This is a genomic window from Bacteroidota bacterium, from assembly GCA_036522515.1.
Lineage (GTDB): Bacteria > Bacteroidota > Ignavibacteria > UBA10030 > SZUA-254 > VBOC01.
Genome location: DATDFQ010000061.1, coordinates 32,499 through 56,191 on the forward strand (window position 1 = coordinate 32,499; position 23,693 = coordinate 56,191).

At 61.2% G+C, this 23,693-nt stretch carries 17 protein-coding genes; 2 read left to right on the forward strand and 15 right to left on the reverse strand.

All coding sequences use genetic code 11. The features are described 5' to 3' along the window. Nucleotides 1-15: 15 nt before the first annotated feature. The 15 genes from VI215_13210 to VI215_13280 all read right to left on the reverse strand — a co-directional run bounded on the left by VI215_13210 (nt 16) and on the right by VI215_13280 (nt 21,080). Nucleotides 16-450, reverse strand: coding sequence for a response regulator transcription factor (locus VI215_13210; GenBank protein HEY6193275.1), 435 nt, complete (start codon nt 448-450; stop codon nt 16-18). A gap of 328 nt (nt 451-778) precedes the next feature. Next, complete coding sequence (locus tag VI215_13215) at nt 779-1,912, reverse strand: hypothetical protein (GenBank protein ID HEY6193276.1); 1,134 nt, start codon at nt 1,910-1,912, stop codon at nt 779-781. Continuing rightward, the gene (locus VI215_13220) at nt 1,884-2,516 is read right to left on the reverse strand and encodes a response regulator transcription factor (protein ID HEY6193277.1); all 633 of its coding nucleotides are present in this window, start codon (nt 2,514-2,516) and stop codon (nt 1,884-1,886) included. The genes VI215_13215 and VI215_13220 overlap by 29 nt, the downstream gene beginning before the upstream one ends. After that, the gene (locus tag VI215_13225) at nt 2,513-3,625 is read right to left on the reverse strand and encodes a response regulator (GenBank protein HEY6193278.1); all 1,113 of its coding nucleotides are present in this window, start codon (nt 3,623-3,625) and stop codon (nt 2,513-2,515) included. The genes VI215_13220 and VI215_13225 overlap by 4 nt, the downstream gene beginning before the upstream one ends. Next, on the reverse strand, nt 3,622-4,074 hold the full coding sequence (locus tag VI215_13230; protein ID HEY6193279.1) for a response regulator: 453 nt from the start codon (nt 4,072-4,074) through the stop codon (nt 3,622-3,624). The genes VI215_13225 and VI215_13230 overlap by 4 nt, the downstream gene beginning before the upstream one ends. Nucleotides 4,075-4,095: 21 nt before the next feature. Then, the gene (locus tag VI215_13235; protein ID HEY6193280.1) at nt 4,096-5,769 is read right to left on the reverse strand and encodes a PAS domain S-box protein; all 1,674 of its coding nucleotides are present in this window, start codon (nt 5,767-5,769) and stop codon (nt 4,096-4,098) included. Between the two features lie 18 nt (nt 5,770-5,787). Then, the gene (gene aceA / locus VI215_13240; GenBank protein ID HEY6193281.1) at nt 5,788-7,071 is read right to left on the reverse strand and encodes an isocitrate lyase; all 1,284 of its coding nucleotides are present in this window, start codon (nt 7,069-7,071) and stop codon (nt 5,788-5,790) included. 15 nt (nt 7,072-7,086) lie between these two features. Beyond that, the gene (gene aceB / locus VI215_13245) at nt 7,087-8,706 is read right to left on the reverse strand and encodes a malate synthase A (protein ID HEY6193282.1); all 1,620 of its coding nucleotides are present in this window, start codon (nt 8,704-8,706) and stop codon (nt 7,087-7,089) included. Between the two features lie 100 nt (nt 8,707-8,806). After that, complete coding sequence (locus VI215_13250) at nt 8,807-9,340, reverse strand: hypothetical protein (GenBank protein HEY6193283.1); 534 nt, start codon at nt 9,338-9,340, stop codon at nt 8,807-8,809. Then, nucleotides 9,295-9,756 carry a T9SS type A sorting domain-containing protein gene (locus VI215_13255; GenBank protein ID HEY6193284.1) on the reverse strand — a complete coding sequence of 154 codons (462 nt, stop codon included), beginning with the start codon at nt 9,754-9,756 and terminating at the stop codon, nt 9,295-9,297. Before VI215_13255 ends, VI215_13250 begins: the two co-directional genes overlap by 46 nt. 14 nt (nt 9,757-9,770) lie before the next feature. Continuing rightward, nucleotides 9,771-14,966 (reverse strand): FlgD immunoglobulin-like domain containing protein, encoded by a 5,196-nt coding sequence (locus tag VI215_13260; GenBank protein ID HEY6193285.1) that lies wholly within the window; start codon nt 14,964-14,966, stop codon nt 9,771-9,773. 59 nt (nt 14,967-15,025) lie between these two features. Continuing rightward, entirely contained in the window at nt 15,026-17,482 is a 2,457-nt protein-coding gene (locus VI215_13265) for a T9SS type A sorting domain-containing protein (protein HEY6193286.1), read from the reverse strand. Then, nucleotides 17,479-19,419, reverse strand: a complete 1,941-nt coding sequence (locus VI215_13270; GenBank protein ID HEY6193287.1) for a hypothetical protein — start codon at nt 19,417-19,419, stop codon at nt 17,479-17,481. Before VI215_13270 ends, VI215_13265 begins: the two co-directional genes overlap by 4 nt. 21 nt (nt 19,420-19,440) lie before the next feature. After that, complete coding sequence (locus VI215_13275) at nt 19,441-20,298, reverse strand: hypothetical protein (GenBank protein ID HEY6193288.1); 858 nt, start codon at nt 20,296-20,298, stop codon at nt 19,441-19,443. Nucleotides 20,299-20,375: 77 nt separating this feature from the next. Then, nucleotides 20,376-21,080 carry a polysaccharide biosynthesis/export family protein gene (locus VI215_13280; GenBank protein HEY6193289.1) on the reverse strand — a complete coding sequence of 235 codons (705 nt, stop codon included), beginning with the start codon at nt 21,078-21,080 and terminating at the stop codon, nt 20,376-20,378. A 537-nt stretch (nt 21,081-21,617) separates the two neighbouring features. Between VI215_13280 and VI215_13285 the strand changes: the two genes are divergently transcribed. Further along, on the forward strand, nt 21,618-22,886 hold the full coding sequence (locus tag VI215_13285) for a hypothetical protein (protein HEY6193290.1): 1,269 nt from the start codon (nt 21,618-21,620) through the stop codon (nt 22,884-22,886). Between the two features lie 6 nt (nt 22,887-22,892). Next, nucleotides 22,893-23,693: a CpsD/CapB family tyrosine-protein kinase gene (locus VI215_13290; protein ID HEY6193291.1), complete on the forward strand. Its 801-nt coding sequence runs from the start codon at nt 22,893-22,895 to the stop codon at nt 23,691-23,693.

A 23,693-nucleotide genomic window follows, 5' to 3' on the forward strand; every position in this document is an offset into this window, starting at 1 on the left:
CGTTGTGCCCGGCACTCAAGCGGGAGGCCTCTCCGGATCGGGATCAAACGGCGCCAGACTCTTCTGACCGGCAATGCGACCGGATTTCGGCTCCTGGGCAAGACGCTCGAAGAGCGCCGCCAGCTCGAAGATCTGCGTCGATTTGTCGAAGAAAAAGGCCGCTCCGGCTTCGAGGCAGGTCTTCCGGTACCGCGGATCCGCAAGATTGGTGAGCATCACCACGACGATACCGGGATGATCCCTCCTGATCTGACGCAGGAAGTCGATCCCGCTCGCTCCCACAAGCTGGATGTCGAGGATGACCACATCGGGCTTGAGGCTCGTCACCGAACTGATCACCAACGCGGAATCGGTGGTGTAGCCCGCGATTTCGACCCCTTCGACATCGGATAAGAGGGCTGCGAGCCGAAGGCAGATGAGAGGTGAATCGTCGACTATCAGTACTTTCATATCCTCAGGCACCGTTTTTACTCGAGTCGTTTCCAAGCGTATCTCCTGTGGTGTCATTCTTGCGTCGTGTACAAGGTACGAAGCCGGAGATGCCTGCGGTATCGGTAAAGCGATGAAAACCGTGTAGTAATTTGGGAAGCGGGACTACGGAGAGGGGAATGAGATCGGCCGTTGGACAAAGTGGAATGGTAATCGGATGGAGGGGAGAACTATAAAGATCCCGGCCTGAAACATGCCGGGATGACGAGCAGAGGAGTTTATCCCGCGCAGGCGGGACTCAGGATAACAAGATCAGGGAGGGGGCCTCCCGGAACCTCAAGCCGGTTGCTTATCGGTTTGCGGTTGCGGAGAGGGAGGTACGGCGAGAATCGGAAGGGAGATCTAAGAGATCTCCCGACATCAAACCCCGGAGCCCCAGGAGGCCGGCGGGGAGGACGAACGCGAGCATCTCGCCGAAAATCCGCACCTCAAGGATGCTTCCCACCAGCATCGCCGCCCCGAGAAAGGGGAGAGCGGCGAGGAACGTGCGTTTCACGAAGCGCTCGCGGATCAGCCGATACCCGGCCAGCGCGGGAAGCCACCAGATCGCCACGGCGCTCAAAAACAGCGGATAGCTCTTCGGATTCCGGAGAAGAGTCAGGTTCGCGGCAAGATGTTCTTCAAACAATGATCCTCCCTCGGTCGGGTTGGAGCCATACATCGTGAAGAGAAGGTATTTTACACCCGCCCAGACGGCGAACTGCGAGAGAGAGTGCATCGCGATGGTCCTCGTCCGCTCTCTTCCAAACGCGTCGAGAGCATACGCAAGTGTCAGAACCAGCGTGGTCTCCCGATTGAACGTCCCCACCAGGAAGACGCAGTAATAAGCCGCCCGCCATTTCCTGGAAAGACAGATAAGCCCGAGGATCGTGATCAGGAGCGCGGGAATGTCGTACGGCGCCCAATAGGGCGCATACCTGGGCAACAGGTAAACCCAGGGGAGGGCCAGGAAAAGGCTCATCGACATGAGCGATCCGGCAAGTGTATCCCGGATAAACTGGAGGAGATAATACCGGAACGCAAGAAGCGCGCCGACCACCGAGGCGAACTCAAGGGCGATGGCCGCCCGGGCGATCCCGGCCGGAACGTTCTGCGTGATCCAGAGCTGTTCCGCCACATGGAAAGGCGGGATGAACCCCGACAGGAGGTTGATGATCCAGATCGTGAGCACGCGGTACTGGAAGGGAAGATCCGCCCGATAGGTTGTAAGTTGTGCGAGCGTGCATCTCCCGTATTCGGCGTCGAGCTGGAACCTCAGGATCGTGAAATAATAGGCGAACTGGCACGCGAGAAGGATGAACGCGCCATGGATCACCCACGGGGGGAGGGCGTTCCGCCTCACGTCCTCGTGAGATCTGTACCCGCTCCGGGCAAGGGGGGGAGCGGAGAGGAGATCAGTCGAGAAGCTTCTGTTCAAGCGCATAGTGAATGAGTTCCGCGGTCGATTTCATATGCATTTTTTGCAGCAGCCGGGTGCGATAGGTATTGACAGTCCTGACGCTCAGCGAGAGCTGGTGCGCGATTTCTCGGGCCTTCTTGCCCGCCGCGATCATCCGAAGAATCTGAAATTCGCGGTCGGAAAGCGATTCGTGCGGTCGTCTTACCGCACTTGTGTCGATCTCTTCGGCCAGCTTCTCGGCGAGCGAGTTGCTGACATATTTCCCGCCCCGGTGAACCTTCCGGATGGCTTTCACAAGCTCCTCGGGCGCGCTCTCTTTCGTGACGTACCCCGAGGCGCCGGTCTTAAGCACCCGCGTGGCGAAACGATCTTCCGGATGCATGCTCAGGATGAGGATGGGAAGCCTGGGGAATTGCTGCCGAACGTCCTTCAGGGCGTCGAGGCCGCTCGTTCCGGGAAGGGAGATGTCGAGGACCAGGACGTCGACCTCCTTCTCCCGGAGAAGATCAAGCATTTCCGCAGCGGTCCTGGCCTCGCCGGCCACCCGCATATCGGATTCCGCCAGGAGGATTTTGGCGACACCTTCCCTCATGAGGGGGTGATCGTCGGTGATGAGGATTCGAATCATTGTGCCTCCCCTCGGGAAGAACCCTGGCGGAGGGGGATTGTGACCGTCACGATCGTCCCTTTTTCTTTACCCCGCGCGATCTGGACTTCCCCCCCGAAGAGATGGGAGCGTTCCCTCATTCCGAGCAACCCAAGCGAGCCGGGTCCCTGGAGCTCCTCCTCCGTGATCCCCCGCCCGTCATCGGCGACGACGAGGAGCAGCTTCCCCTCTTCGGTGCGAAGAGTCACGTCCACTTCGCTTGCTTTGGCGTGGCGGGCGATATTCGTGAGGGTCTCCTGAAAGATCCGGAACACGGCGATCGACTTCTCCTGATCGAGCTCGAGCGGCGCGTCCGTAAGGTTCAGCCGGGCCGGGATCCCGGTCCGGTGCTCAAACTCCTGTGCCTGCCATTGCAACGCCTCCAGGAGCCCCAGGTTGTCGAGGACATCGGGTCTCAACTCTGTGGCAATCTTTCGCACCGATTTGATCGTCGTATCGACCATCTTTTGCATCGCGGCGATCTCCGCCTTCGCCTGGGCGATCAGGCGCTCGCCGTTCCGGCCGGACAACTTCCGGTCCAGCATCGCGAGGTCGATTTTGACCGCGGTCATCATCTGTCCGAGCTCGTCATGGATCTCCCGCGCGATCTTCTTTCGCTCCTCCTCGCGGGCGTTCTGGAGGCGTGCCGCGAGGGCCCGGAGCTGGCGGCTCGTGCTCCTCAATCCCTCCTCCGCCTCCCGCTTCTCCCTCTCCGCCCGCTTTTTCGCGAGGACGTTCAGGACGGCCTGAGGGAGCCGCTTGAGACTCGTCTTGAGAATATAGTCGTCCGCCCCGGCCTTCATGCATTCCACGGCAACTTCCTCGGACTGGCTCCCCGTGACGAGAATAAAGGGGATGCTGAGGCGCAGGCTTTTCAACAGCCGGAGGGCCTCAAGCGCGCTGAACTGGGGGAGGGTAAAATCCGCGAGAATGATGTCGGGCAGCGGCGTGTTCAGCTCCTGGAGGAATCCTTCCTTCGACTCGACCCGTTTCGAGTGAAACGAGATTTGCGACGCCCGCATTTCATGCTCGGCAAGCTCCGCGTCGGAGGGGGTATCCTCCACGAGCAGTATCCGAAGCGGTTGGTTCATCGCAGCGGCGGCGGCTGATTCAATAAGAGCCAGTAGAGGCCGAGATCCTGAACGCATCTGACGAATTTGTCGAAGTCGACCGGCTTGACGATATAACTGTTGACCCCGAGCCGGTAGCTTTCAATGATATCCCGGTCCTCCTTGGAGGAGGTCAGGACCACGACCGGTATCATCCGGGTCCTGTCGTCGGCTTTCATCCGCCGGAGCACTTCCAATCCGTCGACCTTCGGCAGTTTCAGGTCGAGCAGCACGACCCGTGGAATGCGGCCGGCGGGCGGGGGATCTCCCGATTCTTTGCCGAACAAGAATTCCAGCGCTTCCGCTCCATCGCTCACACGAAAGACCTTATTTGCCAGCTTGTTTTTATCGAGAGCCCGGAGCGTGAGCTCCGCGTCATTTGGATTGTCCTCTACGAGGAGGATCTCTACGATATGTGCTTCAGCGGCCATTCGCCCCGCTCCCTCCGGGTGTTACCGGGGAAGTGTGAAATAAAAGGTCGCCCCGCCTCCAACGGTGGCCTCGGCGCTGACCTCCCCGCCGTGCCGGTCTATGATCCGCTTCACGATCGCCAGGCCGACCCCCGTTCCCTCAAACTCCTTATCGCTGTGAAGTCGTTGGAAGACTCCGAACAATTTGTTTCGGTACTGCATGTCGAAACCGACGCCGTTGTCCTTGACATAGTAGAGCAGCTTTTCCTGCCGGGCGCATCCTCCGATTTCGACGGCTGGAATCTCCCGCCGCTTACTGAACTTCAGGGCGTTGGAGATGAGGTTCACGAATACCTGGCGGATCAGCGCGGGATCGCCGCGCGCCTCCGGAAGCGGCCGGATGGTGACCCGGGCTTCCGTCCCGGAATCCGGCTCCTTCAGATCCTCGGTGACCGACGTTGCAAGCGCGGTCATATCAATTCCGGAATAGCTCAGCGGTTGGCGGCCGATCCGGGAAAATGCCAGCAGATTGTCGATCAACTCTCCCATCCTCAGCGCCCCGTTCCTGACGATGTTCAGAAGCCGCTGCGCTTCGGGATCGATCCCTTTGGAGAAATCTTCCACCAGGATTCTCGAAAAACCGACGATGGCGCGGAGGGGCGCGCGAAGATCGTGGGAGACCGAGTAGGTGAACGCCTCGAGCTCCCTGTTGACCGCCTCCACGCGGCGAAACTGTTCCTGCACGTCTTTCCGGTCGGTGATGTCCCGGCTGTTCAGAACGATCGCCCGTATGCTGGGGTCCGCGAGGAGGTTCGTCCCGACGCTCTCCAGCCATCTCCACGACCCGTCCCTGTGCCGAAACCGGTACTGCGCGGTTGCAGATTTCCCCGCCTGGTCGCGGATGCTCGTCACGAGCTCCCTGAGATACTGAGAATCGCCCGGATCGATGAATTCGAAGACCCCCCGGCCGACGACGTCTTCCGTCGCATACCCGAGTATCCGTTCGGCGGAAGGCGCCATGTAGAGGACTCTGAAATCCGTATCGATCAGCGCGATCGCATCGCTGCTGTTTTCAATGAGCGCGCGGAAGCGCCTGGCCTGCTCCAAAACCTTCTCCTCGACAGCCTTGCGGTTCAGCATCTCGCCGATCTGCTGGCCCAACGCCCCGACCAGCTGCAACAGGTCGTTGTCCGGTTTCCGGTTTTCACGCGAGAAAAGCGTTACGACCCCGACGATCCCCTCATTTGTCCGGAGCGGAAAGGCCGACAGCGCGTGCAGCCCCATCGCCGCGAGGTTGGGAGCCAGGTCCCAGTTCGCGAACGCCCCGGCTTCGGAAATCCACATCGGTTTTCCCGAAGCCCAGACCGACCCGGGGAGTCCTGTCCCCTCCGGATAGAACGTCCGGCGGCAGATCGGGACGAGAGTCGAGGCGTCGAGGGACGGGCTGTGCCACTCGCCGGCCAGGCGGAGATGCCTCTTGTCGCGGTCGACCCGCCAGAGCATTCCCAGATGCCACCGCTCGATGACGCAAATCGATTGCAAGAGCTGATGGACCGCGTCCGGCAGGGAGGAGGTCTCGGCCAGCACACGCGTCACCACATACTGCAACCGGAGACGCCGCTCGGTCCTGAGCCACCCAAGGTCCGATCCCCGGTTCTTGAGTTCATCGAGCTGCTGGCGGAATTCGTTCAGCTCCTTGATAAACTTCGCGCTCATCCTCGTCCTCCGGCGGATTCAACTGCTGAACTGATGGGCTTCCGTCGAGTCTTTCAGAGCCACCGTGGAGGCTGTCCCTCCGGTTACCGCAAGCTGAATTTCGTCGAAATAGGCGGCCCCCACGAAATGCTGATGACGAACCGCGTCAAAACCGTGCTCCCGCTCGAGTTCGAATTCCTCCTCCTGGAACCTGGAATAGGCCGCCATACCGTCCTCCCGGTATTCCCGGGCCAGCCTGAACATGCTCGCGTTGAGCGTGTGGAATCCGGCGAGCGTGACAAACTGAAACCTGTAACCCATCGCCCCGAGTTCATTCTGGAATCGCCAGATCGTTTCGGGACTGAGGTTCCGGCGCCAGTTGAACGACGGCGAACAGTTGTAGGCAAGGGGCTTGTCGGGAAAATCCGAATGGATCTCCCCGGCAAACCTGCGCGCCTCCTCCAGATCGGGAGTTGACGTCTCACACCAGAGGAGATCGGCGAACGGAGCATACGCCCGGGCTCTGGCGATCGCGCAGTCAAGCCCGCCCGTGATGCGGTAGAATCCCTCGCCCGTCCGCTCGCCCGTCAGGAATGGCTCATCGATCGGATCCGCCTCTCCCTGAATCAGCCGGGCCCCGTTGGCATCGGTTCGCGCGATGAGGACCGTCGGGACTCCAAGCGTGTCGGCGGCGAGCCTCGCCGCCGCAAGTTTTTGGATGAATTCCCCCGGCGAGACGAGCACTTTTCCTCCCATGTGCCCGCACTTCTTGGCGGCGGAGAGCTGATCTTCCAGGTGGATTGCCGCAGCACCGCTCTCGATCAGGGCCTTCGTGACCTCGAACGCGTTGAGAGGGCCCCCGAATCCGGCCTCGGCATCGGCCACGATCGGAGCGAACCAGATCGGTCCGGCGACTCCTTCCATGTGCGCGATCTGATCCGCCCGCCGGAGCGCGTTGTTAATCCTCCGGACGACGTTCGGAACGCTGCTCGAGGGATAGAGGCTCAGGTCGGGATACATCTGGCCGGCGTCGTTCGAGTCGGCGGCAACCTGCCACCCGCTGACGTAGACAGCCTCGAGTCCCGCGCGCACCTGTTCCACCGCCTGATTGCCCGTCGAGGCCCCGAGAGCCCGGACGTATCCGTCCCTCTGCAGCAGCCTCCAGAACCGGGCGGCACCCATTTGTGCCAGCGTCTGTTCGATCCGGATCGATCCCCGCAGGCGGAGGACCGCCTCCGGGGTGTAGGGACGCTGAATTCCAGTCCAGCGCGGATCGAGCGTCCATGAATTCAGCATTCGTGAAGCCTCGTGATTGGTGTTCATACCTCCTCCTTTCGCCTATTCCAGGTATGTGTACGCGATGCTGGTGAAAAACTCACTGAACATTCTGCCGACGACGAGCTTATCGAGCAATTCTGCCGCCAATCTGAATTTCCTCTGGTCGCTTTCCCCGGGGACGGATTCGGAGAGGAGTCCGGCCAGTTCCTCAGTCACGATCTTGCGGTAGAGGTCGAGGGTGATCTTGCCGCCGGATGAGAGATGCGTGGTTTGATGGTGCAGCCACTGCCAGAGTTGCGCCCGCGATATTTCGGCCGTGGCGGCATCTTCCATGAGATTGTTGATGGGGACACACCCGATTCCCCTCAGCCACGATTCGAAGTATTCCAGCGCGACCCGGATATTGACCCGCATCCCCTGCTCGGTGATGACAGGTTTCGGGACGGTCAGGAGATCGGCGGCGGAGATATTCACGTCCTCCCTCTTCCGGTGAATCTGGTTCGGCCCCGGCATGTAGGCGTCGAAGACATCCTTCGCCACCGCGACCAAACCGGGATGCGCCACCCATGTGCCGTCGTGCCCGTCCTCCGCTTCTCTCATCTTGTCGGCCCTGACTCTCGCAATCGCCTCCTCGTTGAGCCGTTGATCGCCTTTGACAGGTATGTGAGCCGCCATTCCTCCCATCGCGTGAGCCCCGCGGTTGTGGCATGTCCGGATCAGGGCCAGCGAATAAGAATGGAGGAACCGGGTGCTCATCGCGAGGCGCGAGCGGTCCGCCAGCACGAACTCCGGGTAGTGGCGGAATTTCTTGATCATGCTGAACAAATAGTCCCACCGTCCGCAATTGAGGCCGGCCGAATGGTCCCGCAGTTCGTAGAGTATCTCGTCCATCTCGAACGCGGCGGGAACGGTCTCGATCAGCGCGGTGGCGCGGATGGTGCCGGCGGGAAGGCCGAGTTTCTCCTGCGCCATCACGAAGACGTCGTTCCAGAGCCGCGCCTCAAGATGGCTCTCCATTTTGGGGAGATAAAAGTATGGCCCCGACCCCCTTTCCGTAAGAGCCCTGCCGTTATGGAACATGAACAGGCCGAAATCGAAGAGGGCGGCGGAGACCGGCGAGCCGTCGACCGTGACATGCTTTTCCTCCATGTGCCACCCGCGCGGACGGACCATGAGCGTCGCGATCTCATCCTTCAGCCGGTACTCCTTCCCCTCCGGGCTCCTGAAGCTGATGGTGCGGTCGACCGCTTCGATCACATTGAGTTGCCCCCGGACGATGTTGGTCCAGGTCGGGGAATTGGCATCCTCAAAATCAGCGATGAACACGTTTGACCCGGAATTCAGGGCGTTGATGATCATCTTTCGATCCGTGGGGGCGGTGATTTCCACCCTCCGGTCGAGCAGATCCTTCTTGATCGGCGCGACTTTCCAGTCGCCTTTCCGGATGTTCGCCGTTCCCTGCAGAAAATCGGGCAGCTTGCCCGCGATAATGTCCACCTGGCGTTCCCATCGTTTCAAAAGGAGGAGTTTGCGCCGCTGGCCAAACTCCCGTTCCAGTCCAGCGACAAAAGCGAGGGCGTCCGGGGTGAGGACCCTTGAGAATTCAGGCCTCGGGGGGGCGGATATCTCCACCCGTCCGGGCAGCCTAATGGCTGTTTCTTGTTTCGTGAGCGTTTTCATTCGATAACCCCTTCCACCTCCTTAATGCCGTTACGATGGTACCCTGTCTTGTGATTGATGATCCCCGGCTCCCCCGGACGGAGATAGTGACTCATTTCGTTTACGGCCTTCCCGGCGGCGCCGGGAATCCGGAAGCCGGAGCGGGGGCTGCCGGAGAATCCCCGTGGTTGTTCGCAAGGAGGAGCGTGAGAATTCCGACGCCCAGAACGGCCGCTCCGGCCCCGATCAACGGGGACATTCCGAACCCGCCGGACGCCACCTCCCGGACGCTGACCGCGAAATAGTAGTCGTTTCCCGCGAGGCCCGCCGGGAATTCCTTTGCGAAACCCCATTCGATCGTCCTGTTCACGCCCGAGTACCGGCCGGGACCGAAATCTCCGCTCAGATTTTTCGGGCTATAACTGAAGGAAGAGTCGCTTTCCTTTCGCAGGCTCACGGATACCTCCACCTCGGCGTCCGCCGGAGCGGACAGATCGTAATGGATGAGAATTCTGTCGCCTGCGGGAACAAAGCGGACGTTCGTAGCGCGGAGTTCGCCGTCCCGGGGAAACCCCGCGGCCGCCGCCGGCTCCAGGGCCAGCAAAAGCGTCAGGAGCCAGCCGAGGCTACCGGTTCTTCGGACAAATGATTGCATACTCCCTCCATTCCAGGTTGAATCAACACAAACCTTCTGTCGTACACGGAGTCGCCGCTCTGAAGCCTGAAGATGTAGACTCCGCTCGGAACCTCGCTCGCATCGAACCGGACTGTATGAACGCCGGCAGTCCGGGCGCTCTGCTCGAGGGTGAGCACCTCCGTTCCGAGAATATTGAACATTTTGAGGCTGACATATTGGTCGTGCGCGAGGACATATTCGATCATGACCGTCAAGTCATTGGAACCCTGGCCCTGCCCGATCAGGCGGGCCTTGCGGATCGCACTCCGTTCCGCCACTCCGGAATCTCCGGCCGGAAGCGCTCGCAGGGAGAGGAGCAGGAGGGCCGTCAACCCGAGCGCCCGGATGCCCGGTCTCTTCGCCCCCCGATTTCCGGTTTGAACCTGCACGCTCATCACGAATCATCTCCTTATCGAAGCAAGAGCATCTTCCGCGTGATCCACAGGCCCCCGTTCGCGATCAACCGCGAGAAATACGTTCCGCTCGGCAAACTGTTCCCCGACCGGTCTCTTCCGTCCCAGGAAAACGTATGCCGGCCCGGAGTTATTTTCCCCCTGTAGAGTACCTTCACTTCCCGGCCGAGCAGGTCGAAGACTCCGAGCGCAATATCGGATTCAAAGGGGATCCCGATCGAAATATCGGTCGATGGATTGAACGGATTGGGATAATTGTCGCCGAGGACAAACCCGCCCGGCCTGAGGGATTCCAGTCGCGCTTTCACTGCTTCCTCCTTCCCGGCGACGACGCTGAATTTCATGCTCCCGCCGGTGTGAATGAAATTGTATGCGGTGTCTTTGCGAAGGTCGACGGAAACGGCGCCGGTCTCATCGATCAGGACGAGACTCAAATCCGGCGGAACCCCCGCGAGCCCCGAGAAAACAAGGCCGAGCCTCTCCCGCTCCGTCGAGAGAACTTCGAAGCGCCATTCCTCCAGGTCCCCGGTTTCCGGCCGGATGTCGGTGGCGAAGCGCGGGTAGAGAGAATCCCATTCCGGCCTGTCGAAAAAGATGAGCGGGCCGGAGGAAAACCCCGCGGGTTTGCGGAAGTCGAAGCGGTTAAGCCCGCGATCCGCGCCTCTTGAAACGCCGAATCGGGTCGACCGGTCGGTCACCCCGGGCGAGCTGAGAATAATTCCGACGCGCCAGTCGCCCCCGTTTTCTCCCGCCGCGACCGTGGAGGCGGGAATCGAGGCGCCGGAAGGATAGGGGATTTTCAGCACCGCCAGATTCGCCGCATTAAAGAAATAATATCCGGAATAAGGCTGGAGGGCCGGTGACTCGTTGAACGATCCGTTAAAGGCGTAGATCGGATCGGGGGCATTATTCGCGGCCTGTACGGCGCTCCAGGCCACGGGTATGACAAATGGGTTTGTGATCAGGTTCCACCCCGCATGAAGGGGTATCCCGGCATTCCCTGAATTATCAAGCTGAACGGAGGGGGCGGTCCCGCTTACGCTCCACGGCCCGTTCTTGATGAGCCAGTAGGCGCTGCCGGCGGAAAATCTGAAGGGTGAAGCAGCGCTGAACTGTCTCATGAAATTTGAGGGCGATCCGTTATCCCAGTAGAGCTGCCAATCGACGCCGGAGTGTCCTCCGAGGATTGAATCGGCGCGCGCGTTGGTGGCGCCCGGGAGTCCGACAATCCGGTAGTCGGCCGGTGTGAACGAGCCCCGATCCGCGTGAGACGGAAATTGGACCGTCGCTCCGAGGCTCAGCGTCGAAGGATAGCCGGGAGACCGGGTCGTAAAATAGCGGTCCTGCCCGTACGCAATCCCGGAGTCGTTTTGAGCGACGACCCTGTAATGGTACGAGGCGCCCGGGGAGAGCCCGGTGACGACCGCGCTCACCGGGATCGCGCTTGAGCCGGTGACGGGGCTCTGTGCCGCGGGTATCTCGTATCCGTACGATTGGGTGGCGCCATACTGGAATTTGACGGTCGTCGCCACCCCGTTTGCATTCACGGTTCCGTTGAACTGCGCGGAGGTCGTGCCGACACCCGAGGTATCACCGGTGGTTGCGACCGGCACGGGCGTAACCCCGGAAGCGGTCGTGAACTGCCAGACCGACGACCAGTTGCCCCAGCCTCCCGGGTTCCAGGCACAGACCCGCCAGTAACATGTGACATTGTTCTGAAGGGGCCCCGCCCTGTCGGACGTGAAGGCGAGCGACGAATCGTCGAGCATGTTCGGCGAAAACGATTGGTTTTGAGAGAGCTGGAGCCGGTATGCGGTCGCCGTCGGAGAGGCGTTCCACTCGAGAGTCACAACCGCCGGTTGCCCGGTCGATCCGTTACCCGGGGTTGCGAGCGCAGGCGGAGGGGGAGCGGGGGGAATTGTGGTGAAACTCCAGATCTGAGACCACGCGCTCCGGTTGCCCGGAACGACCGTGCGCACGCGCCAGAAGTAGGCGGTGTTTCGCTGGAGAGGTCCGATCGCTCGCGACGTGACCGGGAGCGACGTGTCGTTTTCCACGATTGTCGCGAACGAGGCCGTGCTGGAGACCTGGAGGTCGTACGAATCGGCCCCCGCGGATGCGTTCCAGGCGAGCGTGGGAGACAGGGGTTGGTTCGTCGCGCCGTCGGGCGGGGACGCGAGGGTCGGCGGAACAGCGGACGTCACGCCGGTCGCGAAGCCCCACGTCTGCGACCAGTCGCTCCAGCCGCCCACCCCCGCGGCAGCCACCCTCCAGTAATAGATCGTGTTATCGGCCAGCGGCCCGACCTGGCGCGCGGTGGCCGTGATCAGCGAATCATCCAGGAGCAACGCCGCGAAGGTGACGAGGGTGGAAACCTGCACACGATATCTGACTCCCCCCGGAGAGGGGTTCCAGTCCAGCGTCAACGTCATGGACTGTCCGGTGGCCCCATTCCCCGGCGATGAGAGGATCGGCGCCGCCGGTGCTGCGACGATCGTCGTAAAGCTCCAGGGCGCCCCCGTTGCGGCGGTGCTTCCGCCTGCATTCTTCGCCGTCACGCTCCAGTAGTAGGTTGTGCCGTTGGCGAGCGCCGCGTATGCGTAGGAAGTTCCCGATTGATTTGAACTCACGTTCGTGGTCGGAGGATTGCTCGTGCCGAGAAAGACGTCGTATCCGGTGGCGCCGGAGGAACTTTGCCAGGCAAGCGTACCGGCCAGCGCCTGGTTCGCGGCTCCGTTCGCGGGGGAGGAAAGGCTGAAAGCTCCGGGAGGCGAATCACTCGTGGTGAAGTTCCAGACGGCCGACCATGCGCTTGTCCCTCCGCCATTCTTCGCGTCCACCCGCCAGTAGTAGGTCGTGCCGTTGGAGAGCCCCGTCACCTGGCGGGATGTCCCTGTCAGGGTCGAATCGTCGAGGACGTATGATTGAAACGTGGCGCTCGTGGAAACCTGCACATGGTAGCTCGCAGCTCCCGATGAGGAATTCCAGGAGAGCGTTACAGTGGTGGACTGTCCGGTCGCTCCATTCCCCGGCAATGAGAGGACCGGCGCCCCCGGAGCCCCGACGACTGTCGTGAAGCTCCAGGGTGCGCCCGTTGCGGTCGCGCTTCCGCCGGCGTTCTTCGCCGTCACGCTCCAGTAATAGGTTGTGCCGGCGGCGAGCGCCGCGTATGCATAGGAGGTTCCCGCCTGATTCGAACCGACGTTCGTGGTCGGAGGATTGCTCGTATCGAGAAAGACGTCGTATCCGGTGGCGCCGGAAGAACTTTGCCAGGCAAGCGTACCGGCCAGCGCCTGGTTCGCGGCTCCGTTCGCGGGAGATGACAGGCTGAACGCTCCAGGAGGCGAAACACTCGTCGTGAAGTTCCAGACGGCCGACCATGGGCTCGTTCCTCCACCGTTCTTCGCATTTACCCGCCAGTAGTAGGTCGTGCCGTTCGAGAGCCCCGTCACCTGGCGGGATGTCCCTGTCAGGGTCGAATCATCGAGGACGTATGATTGAAACGTGGCGCTCGTGGAAACCTGCAAACGGTAGCTCGCAGCTCCCGGTGAGGTGTTCCAGTCGAGCGTCACCGTCGTGGGCTGACCGGTCGCCCCGTTGGCGGGCGATGAGAGGACCGGCGCCCCGGGAGCCGCGACGATCGTCGCGAAACTCCATGGGGCGCCCGTTGCGGTCGCGCTTCCGCCGGCGTTCTTCGCCGTCACGCTCCAGTAATAGGTTGTGCCGGCGGCGAGTGCCGCGTATGCGTAGGAGGTTCCCGCTTGATTCGAGCTGACATTCGTGGTCGGAGGATTGCTCGTATCGAGAAAGACGTCGTATCCGGTGGCGCCGGAGGAACTTTGCCAGGAAAGCGTCCCGGTCGGCGCCTGGTTCGCGGCTCCGTTCGCGGGAGATGTCAGGCTGAACGCTCCGGGAGGCGAAACACTCGTGGTGAAGTTCCAGGCGCCCGACCACGCGCTCGTTCCGCCGCCGTTCTTCGCATTTACCCGCCAGTAGTAGGTCGTTCCGTTCGAGAGCCCCGTCACCTGGCGGGAGGTCCCTGTCAGGGTCGAATCATCGAGGAGAAGCGATTGGAACGTGGCACCGGATGAAAGCTGCACACGATAGCTTGCAGCTCCCGGTGAGGCGTTCCAGTCGAGCGTCACCGTCGTGGGCTGACCGGTTGCGCCGTTGGCGGGCGATGAGAGCGACGGCACCGCAGGTGCTGCGACGATCGTCGTGAAACTCCATGGCGCGCCCGTCGCGGTCGCGCTTCCGCCGGCGTTCTTCGCCGTCACGCTCCAGTAGTAGGTTGTGCCGGCGGCGAGCGACGCGTATGCGTACGAAGTTCCCGCTTGATTCGAGCTGACATTCGTGGTCGGAGGATTGCTCGTATCGAGAAAGATGTCGTATCCGGTGGCGCCTGTGGAACTTTGCCATGAAAGCGTCCCGGTCAGCGCCTGGTTTGCGGCTCCGTTCGAGGGGACGGTCAAGCTGAAGGCCCCCGGGCCGGAAACGGCTGTCGCGAAGCTCCAGACGCTTGACCAAGCGCTCGTCCCGCCGCTGTTACTCGCGTTCACCCGCCAGTAGTATGTCGCGCCGTTCGCAAGGCCCGTCACCTGGCGCGCTGTCCCTGTCACGGTCGAATCATCGAGGACGTATGTTTGAAACGTGGCGCCAGTGGAGACCTGCACACGGTAGCTCGCAGCTCCCGGTGAGGTGTTCCAGTCGAGCGTCACCGTCGTGGACTGTCCGGTCGCCCCATTCGAGGGCGAAGCGAGTCCGGGAGCGCCCGGCGGCGCGACAGCGCTCAGGGAGGACAAAATGTAAATCGCATTTGCGGCATAAAACCCGGTGCCCTGAAGGTATGTTACGTTTACGGATGCGAATTCTGTGTTGGTCGACCGCTGCCACACCCGGTAATAAATCCGCTCCCCCGCAGCCATCCCGTCGATCTGGGGAGTCTGATCGTCATCTCCCCAAACGGTGAGAGCGACATTCGTGTCGCTCCACACAATCGCGCCGGTACAGAGCCCGGCGGGAGTGAACGCGCCGATTTCATCGCCCGCTGCGAGCGGCGTGCCGCTGATGTTGGGGTTCAGCGTGAGCGGGGTCGCAACCGTTGCGTTGTTTCCCGTGTTGGCGGTGAACCTGAAGTGAGTTTGTCCCGATGCGGAGGAGAGCACCGAGAGGAGCATGAGAATCAAGATCACGGCTGAGCCGGAACCCGGGCAGCCATCACTCTTTCCGCGCGTATGCATCAGTCGAGGACTCATCGGAGCACCAGCATTTTTCTTACGGAGACGAAGGTCGACGCCTTCAAGCGATAGATATATGTTCCACTCTGAAGCCCGGAACCCTGAAATGCCACACGGTGGAATCCGGCGGGCTGAGATTCGTTGACAAGCACGGAGACGCGGTTACCGGCAACATCGTACACCTCCAGAGTCACTCTTGCCCTGAGGGGGAGCCCGTACTCGATCGTGGTCGAGGGGTTAAACGGGTTCGGATAATTCTGGCCGAGGCTGAACTGTGCCGGGAGCCCCTTCGTATCTTCGACTTTTGCCGTCTGATTGGCGGTCAGGGAAGACAAGACGAAGATTCCGTTCGCCTGGAACGCGCCAGTGCCCGTCGCATAGGTCACAGCAACGTTCTGGTATTCGGTGTTCGAGGATTGGCGCCAGAGCCGGTAATAAATCTGTTCCCCCGCCCTTAAGCCGTCGATTCCGGGAGTCTGGTCGTTATCTCCCCATACGGTGAGAGCGGCATTTGTGTCGCTCCACACGATGGCGCCGGCACAGAGCCCGGCGGGAGTGAAGGCGCCGATCTCATCTCCGGCGATCAAAGTCGTTCCGCCGATGTTCGGATTCGCCGCAACCGGTACCGCCACCGTGGCGTTGTTGCCGGTATTCGATGTGAACGAAAAATGGACGACTGCTTCGCTCCCCGATCCCGAGAGCCCGAAACCTCTGCGGTCCGTTGAGTTTCCCGTGCCCGCCGCACCGGGCGGGGGCAACCCCGGCGCGTTATCCGGGTACGTGAGGACCGACGCCCGCGTCATATAGAGCTGGTATCCCTGCCCGGGATTCATTCCTCCCATGGTGTTGATGCCGTAGGAGGGCCAATAGACCTGGCCGGCATTATTCTTGGCCAGTACAAGGTCGGCGGCGATGCTTGCCAGGCATGAATCCGCCCGCAGGGGAGCGCTCCGGACATAACCCACCATGTTCCACCCCTGGACCAATGAAATGGGGGATGCGCCCGGCAAAAGCTCGGCGCCGGTCACCGGCAACGTGTCGGCCGAGCGCATGTAGAGTTGGTAGCCGTCCCGGGAGTTCCAGTTTCCGATGGCATTGATGCCGTACGCCGGCCAGTAGACCTGGCCTGCGCCGTTTTTCAAGAGGACCATATTCGCTTTGATGGCCGCGCACATTGAGTCGAGGTTAAGGCTGGGGGGCTGTATGAAGCTCGAAATCATATTCCACCCCTGCGCGACTGTTATTCGCTGGGTCACCACCCCGGCAATCGTCGTGAAGCTCCAGGGTGCGCCCGTCGCGGCCGTGCTTCCGCCGGCATTCCTCGCCGTCACGCTCCAGTAGTACGTTGTCCCGTTCGCAGGGACTCTGTAGACATAGGATGTGACGGCCTGATTCGAGCTGACAACGGTCGCCGGGGGATTGTTTTGATCCAAATACACGTCGTACCTGGCGTCGACGGAGGAGCTTTGCCAGACGAACGTGCCGGTCAGGCTCTGGTTTGTGGCTCCGTTCGAGGGAGAAGACAAGCTGAAGGCTGACGGGCCGGAAACGACGGTTGTAAAGCTCCGGACGCTCGACCATGCGCTGACCCCGCCGGCGTTCTTCGCGCTCACGCGCCAGTAATACGTGGTCCCGTTCGCGAGGCTCGTCACCTGCCGTGATGTCCCCGTCACGGTCGAATCATCAAGGAGAAGCGATTGGAACGCGGCGCCCGACGACACCTGCACGCGATAGCTTGCCGCTCCGGATGAGGAGTTCCAGGAGAGTGTCAATGTCGTGGCCTGTCCGGTCGCCCCGTTCGCCGGCAGTGAGAGTACCGGTGCCGCCGGTGCCGCTACGATCGTCGTGAAGCTCCAGACGCTCGACCATGCGCTTGTCCCGCCCGCGTTTGACGAGTTGACCCGCCAGTAATACGCCGCGCCGTTCTGGAGGCCCTGAACAGGCAGGCTGGTGCCGGTGATCCCGGAGTCGTCCACCGCCGGGAATTTAAACGTCGATGTGGTAGATGCCTGGAGGTGATAGGAAGTCGCTCCCGCGGACGTGGCCCACGAACATGTGAGACTCGTCGATACGCCGGTGGCCCCGTCGGTTGGGCTCAAGAGAACCGGCGGAGGCGGAGCCGTTGCAACCGTGGTGAATCGCCAGGCCGAAGACCACTCTCCCGCCAGAATCAATGTGAGCGATCTGACCTTCCAGTAGTATGTAGTCGCATTCAGCAAACCCGGGACCGACGTCGAGTTCCCGGGAATCGTGGAGTCTTCGTACACGACCGCTGTGAAAAGAGAGTCGAGCGAAACCTGGAGATTGTACGTCGTGGTGCCGAGTACCGTGGTCCACCTGAGGATCGGCGAGGTCGGCTGGTTGATTGCATTGTTGGAGGGGGACAGGAGCGTCGGCGCCGGGAGAATCTGCGCTCCCGCGAATTCGCAGGTCCCCGCCATTAACAGGACGAGGGCGTAGGAGCGTTTCATACTTCCTCCACGGCGAGTATAGTTTCCGGCCGGGACACCGCCGCTCCCACCTTCTGTTTCTCCGGTTCATGAACTTTCAATTCTTCCAACCGGATCCGGGATTGCCGGACGACGATCCCGCGCAGGCGGGCCGAGCCTTCGAGCCGCTTCAGAATCGCGGGCTTGATGCTCCGGCTGGCAATCAGGAGTTGATCGATCCTCGTTTTGCGAAGGAGGCTGCCGAGTTTCCAATGCCCCCCGAAGACCGGGTAGCCGTTCACGGTCTTTCCTTCCAATTCGGGGTCATCGTCGAGAAAGCCGACGGGGACCAGTCCAGGAGTCTGGTCGTTCAGAATCTTCTGAAGGATGAGGACCCCGTCTGTGCCGGCTCCGTAAATCAGCACGCGTTTGCCCCGGGTCTCCTCGCGGCGCGACAAGTACTTGAGAACAGGGAACGAAACCCTTGTCCCCGCGACCATCGAGAAGAGGAAGTAGAAATCAAGGATGAAGCCGGTGAACCCCAGGCCGGCCGCGCGGGGGGAGAGCGCCGTCGACAGGATCCAGGTCAATCCCACGGCCGCGGCCACCGCCTTGAGGACCTTGAGAAGGTCTCCGACGCCGAAGAGGCGCATGGTTTCCCGGTAGAGGCCGCAGAGGTAGAACAGGGCCAGCTGCACGAGCCCGAACGCCCCCAGGGAAAGGAGCCCGTCCCCGGAAAAGCACTCCGCCCCGCGGCCCGTCAACGCGAGCGACGCCCAGTACGAGAGGAGGGTGAAGAGAATATCGAGTATGCCGAGGAACGCCGGCCGGTGCAGGAGCGGCGACTCGTAGATCGGGAGGAGCGCGCCGTTGCGAAGAATGGCCATCTCGCGGTATTTCAGCTTTTGGACTCCCACGATCGACCCCGCGGCGATGCCCAGGACGATCAGCGAGTTCGCGGCGCTATTGCTGATCTGGAGCGCGAAGGCGGCGGCCCCGAAGGCGCAGGAGACGCCATACATCACGATCACCGCGCGGCGATGCGGCAGCCCCTGGGAGATAAGCCGGTGATGGATATGCCGTTTATCGGGAGTTACCACCGCATGCAGCTTTCGAAGGAGAGGGCCGGAGCCGGAGGCGAACGGGGGGAGAGAGCTGAGAATCCTCCGGATCGTGGAGACCAGCGTGTCCATGATCGGCAACCCCAGAGCGAGGATCGGGATGAGAATCGTAAATGCGGTCGATCCCTTCGTCGAGCTCTGGATCGAGAGGAGCGCGAGGGCGAATCCGATGAGGAGGCTCCCGGAGTCGCCGAGAAAGACGCGCGCCGGGTTGAAATTATATCGCAGGAAACCGGCCAGAGCCCCGGCCAGGCAAATTGAAATGACCGCGATCGCATAGTGGTGCGAGAGAACGGAGATGGCGCAGATCGCCACCGCAGAGATCGCCGCGATTCCCGACGCCAACCCGTCCAGCCCGTCGATGAGGTTAAAGGCGTTCGTCACGCCGACAATCCAGAGGACGGTCACGGGATAGTCGAGAAACCCCAGCTCGAAGAGATTCGAGCCAAGAAGATTGGTGAGCGCCGGAATATGGAACCCCGCGAGATAGACGATCGTCGCGGCCAGCACCTGCGCCGCAAACTTGTGCCCGGGGTTCAGCGGCCGGATGTCGTCCCAGATCCCGGTTCCGAGAATCAGGAGAAACGAGCCCGCGAGCAGGAGGACCTGTTGCGGGTCGAAGCGTGAAATCGAATGGAGCATCGGCACGAGCGGATAGAGCGCGAGCAGAGAGAGAAGCAGGCTGGCATAGATCGCCACACCCCCCAGCCTCGGCATCGGTTGGAGATGGATCTTCCGCTCGCCCGGCGGATCGATCGCCCCGATCCGGTGCGCGATCGTTATGACAATCGGGGTGATCAGGAGCGACAGAACCATGGGGAGGCCGAAACTCAGAACGATATCGAAGAGGGTTGGCATAATCAGGCTTCTCCTCGGAAATTACAATTCCACCGAGAGCGAAACTTCATGAAATTCCTCGTTGCTGCCGTTCGGTGAGACGGCATAATCGACCTCGAATCCCTCTGCGCAGACGCCGAAGCCGCATCGCGCAAGGGCGCCGGATGATCCGGTCACATAGCCGATGCGGGCGGCGATGAACCGGACGGGGTAGAATTCCACCCCCAGATGGTACCATGTCCCTCCTTCGCCGAGAAACTTCGTGTTCTCGAGCGCGAGGACAAACACACGCTCCCTTTTGGAAGCGGGGAACTGCATCACCGCCCCCACCTTGAGGATCCGGGGAAGCTCCTGCGACTCAATCCGTACTCCGGTTGTCCCGCGGACAACGGCGATGTCCGTGCCCGTGGAGTAGCTGATCCCGTAGCTGGTGCCGGGATCGGGATAGTAGACTCCCCCTATCGAGAAGGACCGCGACCGGAGCTGAGAAAGCCCGCCCTGGGCGTTCTCGAATCCGAACCTGCCGCCGAGACTCAGCATCGGGATGATTTCCCTGGCGTAGGCCAGATCGATGCCGTACTCCGAGTAGGGGTACTCGCCGGGGTTCGGCCTGTTCCCCGGGCCGAGATGATCGACGGAGACTCCGATTCCGAATGTGTTGTACCGGGCAGGGGAATAACGGGCCGCAATCCTCTCGCTCATCCAGGGAAACCTGATTTCCTGGTGGTGCGTCGCCGCGATCGAAATGTTATCGAGGAACGAGAGCGAGGCCGGGTTTCCGTAGAGGCCGCTCGCATCGAAGACCTCCGCGGCCGAGACGTCTCCCAGAGCCGCGTACCTCCCGGATAACCGGGGACGGAACCCGACGGAGTCCTGAGGGAGCGCAAGAATTGGCATCATGACCATCATTCCCAACATAATCAGCAGCAGACCGCCCGATCGCGTGGCGCAGATGCTCTCCGGTGTCATCAGGGTTCTCAATGGACCACCGTGAAGAATCCGAAGATGAGCACGGCATCGCGCAGGAAATCGGAAAACTCCCTGATGACATTTTCATTCTTCGGGACGAAGACCGTATCCCCCGGCCTCACTTTCGGAAGGCGGTCGACGGTCCCGTTTTCAAGCGCAGCCCCCAGGTCCACTTCAATGGGGTCTTCGCTCTTCCCCGAACGGATGATCTTGACGTGGTGAAGATCGGATTCGGGCGTCGAGCCCCCCGCGCTTGAGAGCACCTCCACGACGGAGGCCTCCGACATGAGCGGAAAATTGTCCTGCCGGGTGACGGCTCCGATGACCGTCACCCTCTGGTTGTTGAGGCTCACCACCGAGACGATTATTCTTGCGTCTCCCTTGACATATTCACTCAACCGTTGCTTGATAAGCTTCTGAAACTCCTCCTTCGTCATGCCCGCAACCGCGAGTTCGCCGACGAGAGGCACGATGATTATGCCGCCCTCCCGAACGACCGTTTTCGTGCCGAATTCGGGATACCCCCACACTGTCACTTCAATCGAGTCGCCCCGTTTGATGGCGTATCCCACCGATTGCGTATCCAATGGCAAGGTTCCGGCCCCCGACCGGGAGTAGGTTCGAAGGCCGTCCTGAACGTTGCTACTCTGCGAATTGCAGCCGAAACAGAGCATACCCGCCAAAAGCAGGGAGGCGATGTGCAATAGTTGCATAGCGTCCCGCCGCCGGCTGATGAATAATTGCATAGAAGGATCCCCCGATCTGAGGATTAAGGCCCCGCGAATCGCAGCCCCATCTCCGCCCGGTCGCAGGCGAACAGGCTGCAACGGGTTTCTCGGGCGCGAGCGTGGATGATTTGGTCCGTTCATCGGAGGGGGAGGGGACAAGAACCGTACCAATTCCGGCAGGACTTCCGCGCGCCCCGCCCGGTGCGCTCCGGAGCGCCTCCGGGGGAGGGGGAATGGACGGGGCCGCGCAGTTTGTGCGGGAAGCGCAGGGTCCTCCGGACCGAAGCGCAACAAATCTTGCGCATCGGTATCGCATGACGCCTGAAGAGTCATGCTTCCCACTCTTATAATAGGCCCGGTTGGGGCTGGAATGGGGGAGGGTTTGGTATGGGAATTGCTCGATTCTCCCTTGCCTGCCGCGGCAGGAAGACTGAATCTCAAGAACAAATGAGGTCAAACGTGATCACTTCTCAATTTTCGATCCGGGATATAAAGAATCTCCTCCGGCGGAGGAGAAAACTGGTGAAGCTCTCGTTTGGCCTGATCTTCATCATCAGTTCGATCGGGGCGTTCGTTCTTCCGAGAAGGTTTGAATCTTCCATAACGATTCTGGTCCAGAGGGACGAAACGCTGAATCCGTTGATCAGCTATGAGATGGCCGTGGCGATGACATCCGAAGACCGGCTCCGGACGTTCAACGAGATCATTTACAGCAGGCCGAGCATGGAGTCGCTCATCGACACGATCGGGTTGCGGCCGCAGATCCGTTCGACCGCGCAGGAAGAGGACCTCATCCGCGACCTGCGCAAGAACGTGAAGACCGAGCGGAAGGGAGACTCCTTCTCGCTGACCTATACCGATGTCTTCCCCCAGCGGGCGCGGCTCGCGGTCTCCGCGCTCTCGAACTATTTTATCACCACCCGGCTCCAGGTGGAGCGTCAACGGGATGAGCAAACGGTGGAATTTTTCGAAAAAAAGCTGGAGGAGCTGCGATTGAAATACGAGCAGAACCAGAAGCAGATGGTCTCCCTCCTGCGCGAGCGGATCCAGGAACTGCCGAAGGAAAACCGCACACTCTATACCCAGATGGAGGACATCGACAAGCAGATCGGTGAAATCGACGGGAGAGTCCAGGGCTACCAGCACGATCTCGCCCTCCTCCGCTCGTTCCCGGGAGCGTTTCAGTCCGAGGAGGGAAAGCAGGCGCTCGACGAACTCCAGCGGTCCGACATCCCCTTTTCCGGCGAGCTCAGGACCCTCTACTCGAAGTACGATGAGTTGTCCCGCAAGTACACCTCCAAATATCCGGAGGTTGAAAAGCTCCAGGCCCAGCTGCTCGATCTTCTCGAACGGATGCGCAAGGGGGTGGAAACGGAGATGGCGAAGCAGCAGAACGACCGGTGGGACCTCGCAAAGCGCCGGGGGCAATCGATCAGCGACCTGAAGCAGGCCTCGGTCGCCCAGCGCGTCGACGGGGATCAGGAATCAAATTTCGGGATCTACCAGAAACTCTACGACGAGATGAAGGTGAAGCTCGAGCAGGCCCGGACGGCGCGCGACCTCGGGAAGAACGCCGCCGACCAGTTCATCATCATCGACCCGCCTCAGGTTCCGGTGGAACCGTCCAAGCCCAACCGGACAATGATCGTGGGGGCGGGGATCGGGTTCGGACTCCTGATGGGCCTCCTTTCGGCCGTCGCCGCGGAGTTGCTCGACACCCGGATCAGGGGCCCGAAGGATGTCGAAGAATACGAGAAACCGATCATTGCTTTCATTCCCGAGAGACTGTGAGAATCCATGCGTGAAGAACTGAAAGGCCCCGTCGCGGCCGTACCATCGGCCGCGCCGCAACTTATTCCCGGATCTGCTCCGCGGCCCCTGGACCGGCCGTTACGCTCCATTATTATGCGTGAGGGAGTGGCCGGCGGGATCGACGGTTCCATGATCGGATTCGAGTACTACAATTGCTTCAATTACTCGCTCCTCACCGGCGCCGACAATTCCCTGAATCTGACGCTCGGAATCACGAGCGCTAGCCGCGGGGAGGGAAAAACCGTCGTCGCCTGCAACCTGGCCGTCTCACTCGCGCTGGCGTGCGGAAAGGAGACCGTGCTGGTAGACCTTAACCTCGAGCATCCCCGGCTGCATGACGCGTTCGGGATCCCCTCCGCCCCCGGGCTCTCCGAGGCGTTGCACCACGGGCCGATCCATCTCTCGCGGACCTCCATCGAACACCTCTCCGTTCTCACCGCGGGGGGATTGAACGGTCACGACCGGTCCCCGGAGGCGTCCCGGCGGCGGGCGAGGGGCGGAGGCGCGCGCGCTTCCGGGGGGCATCTGATCGGGCTTGAGAACATTTCGGAGTTCCGGGAAATCATCCTTGCGCTCGAGGAACGGCACAATTTCGTCATCGTCGACATGCCCTCGATCGATTCGAACGGATTCCCCATTCTCTACTCGAATGAGCTCAACGGGCTCCTGGTCGTCGTCGACAGCCGGCGAACCAGGCGCCCCGACATCGAGAAGCTCTTCAGGCTCGTCCACAAACGGCAGGTCCTGGGGTTCGTGTTCAACCGGTTTGAGCACGACGAGTTTTAG

Bases quoted from the DNA above. Each gene is read 5' to 3' on its own strand.
- VI215_13275 (HEY6193288.1), bottom strand. From the start codon at position 20,298: ATGATGCCAATTCTTGCGCTCCCTCAGGACTCCGTCGGGTTCCGTCCC.
- VI215_13235 (HEY6193280.1), bottom strand. From the start codon at position 5,769: ATGAGCGCGAAGTTTATCAAGGAGCTGAACGAATTCCGCCAGCAGCTC.
- VI215_13225 (HEY6193278.1), bottom strand. From the start codon at position 3,625: ATGAACCAACCGCTTCGGATACTGCTCGTGGAGGATACCCCCTCCGAC.
- VI215_13220 (HEY6193277.1), bottom strand. From the start codon at position 2,516: ATGATTCGAATCCTCATCACCGACGATCACCCCCTCATGAGGGAAGGT.
- VI215_13280 (HEY6193289.1), bottom strand. From the start codon at position 21,080: ATGCAACTATTGCACATCGCCTCCCTGCTTTTGGCGGGTATGCTCTGT.
- VI215_13255 (HEY6193284.1), bottom strand. From the start codon at position 9,756: ATGAGCGTGCAGGTTCAAACCGGAAATCGGGGGGCGAAGAGACCGGGC.
- aceB (HEY6193282.1), bottom strand. From the start codon at position 8,706: ATGAAAACGCTCACGAAACAAGAAACAGCCATTAGGCTGCCCGGACGG.
- VI215_13270 (HEY6193287.1), bottom strand. From the start codon at position 19,419: ATGCCAACCCTCTTCGATATCGTTCTGAGTTTCGGCCTCCCCATGGTT.
- VI215_13265 (HEY6193286.1), bottom strand. From the start codon at position 17,482: ATGAAACGCTCCTACGCCCTCGTCCTGTTAATGGCGGGGACCTGCGAA.
- VI215_13290 (HEY6193291.1), top strand. From the start codon at position 22,893: ATGCGTGAAGAACTGAAAGGCCCCGTCGCGGCCGTACCATCGGCCGCG.
- aceA (HEY6193281.1), bottom strand. From the start codon at position 7,071: ATGAACACCAATCACGAGGCTTCACGAATGCTGAATTCATGGACGCTC.
- VI215_13215 (HEY6193276.1), bottom strand. From the start codon at position 1,912: ATGCGCTTGAACAGAAGCTTCTCGACTGATCTCCTCTCCGCTCCCCCC.
- VI215_13230 (HEY6193279.1), bottom strand. From the start codon at position 4,074: ATGGCCGCTGAAGCACATATCGTAGAGATCCTCCTCGTAGAGGACAAT.
- VI215_13250 (HEY6193283.1), bottom strand. From the start codon at position 9,340: ATGCAATCATTTGTCCGAAGAACCGGTAGCCTCGGCTGGCTCCTGACG.
- VI215_13210 (HEY6193275.1), bottom strand. From the start codon at position 450: ATGAAAGTACTGATAGTCGACGATTCACCTCTCATCTGCCTTCGGCTC.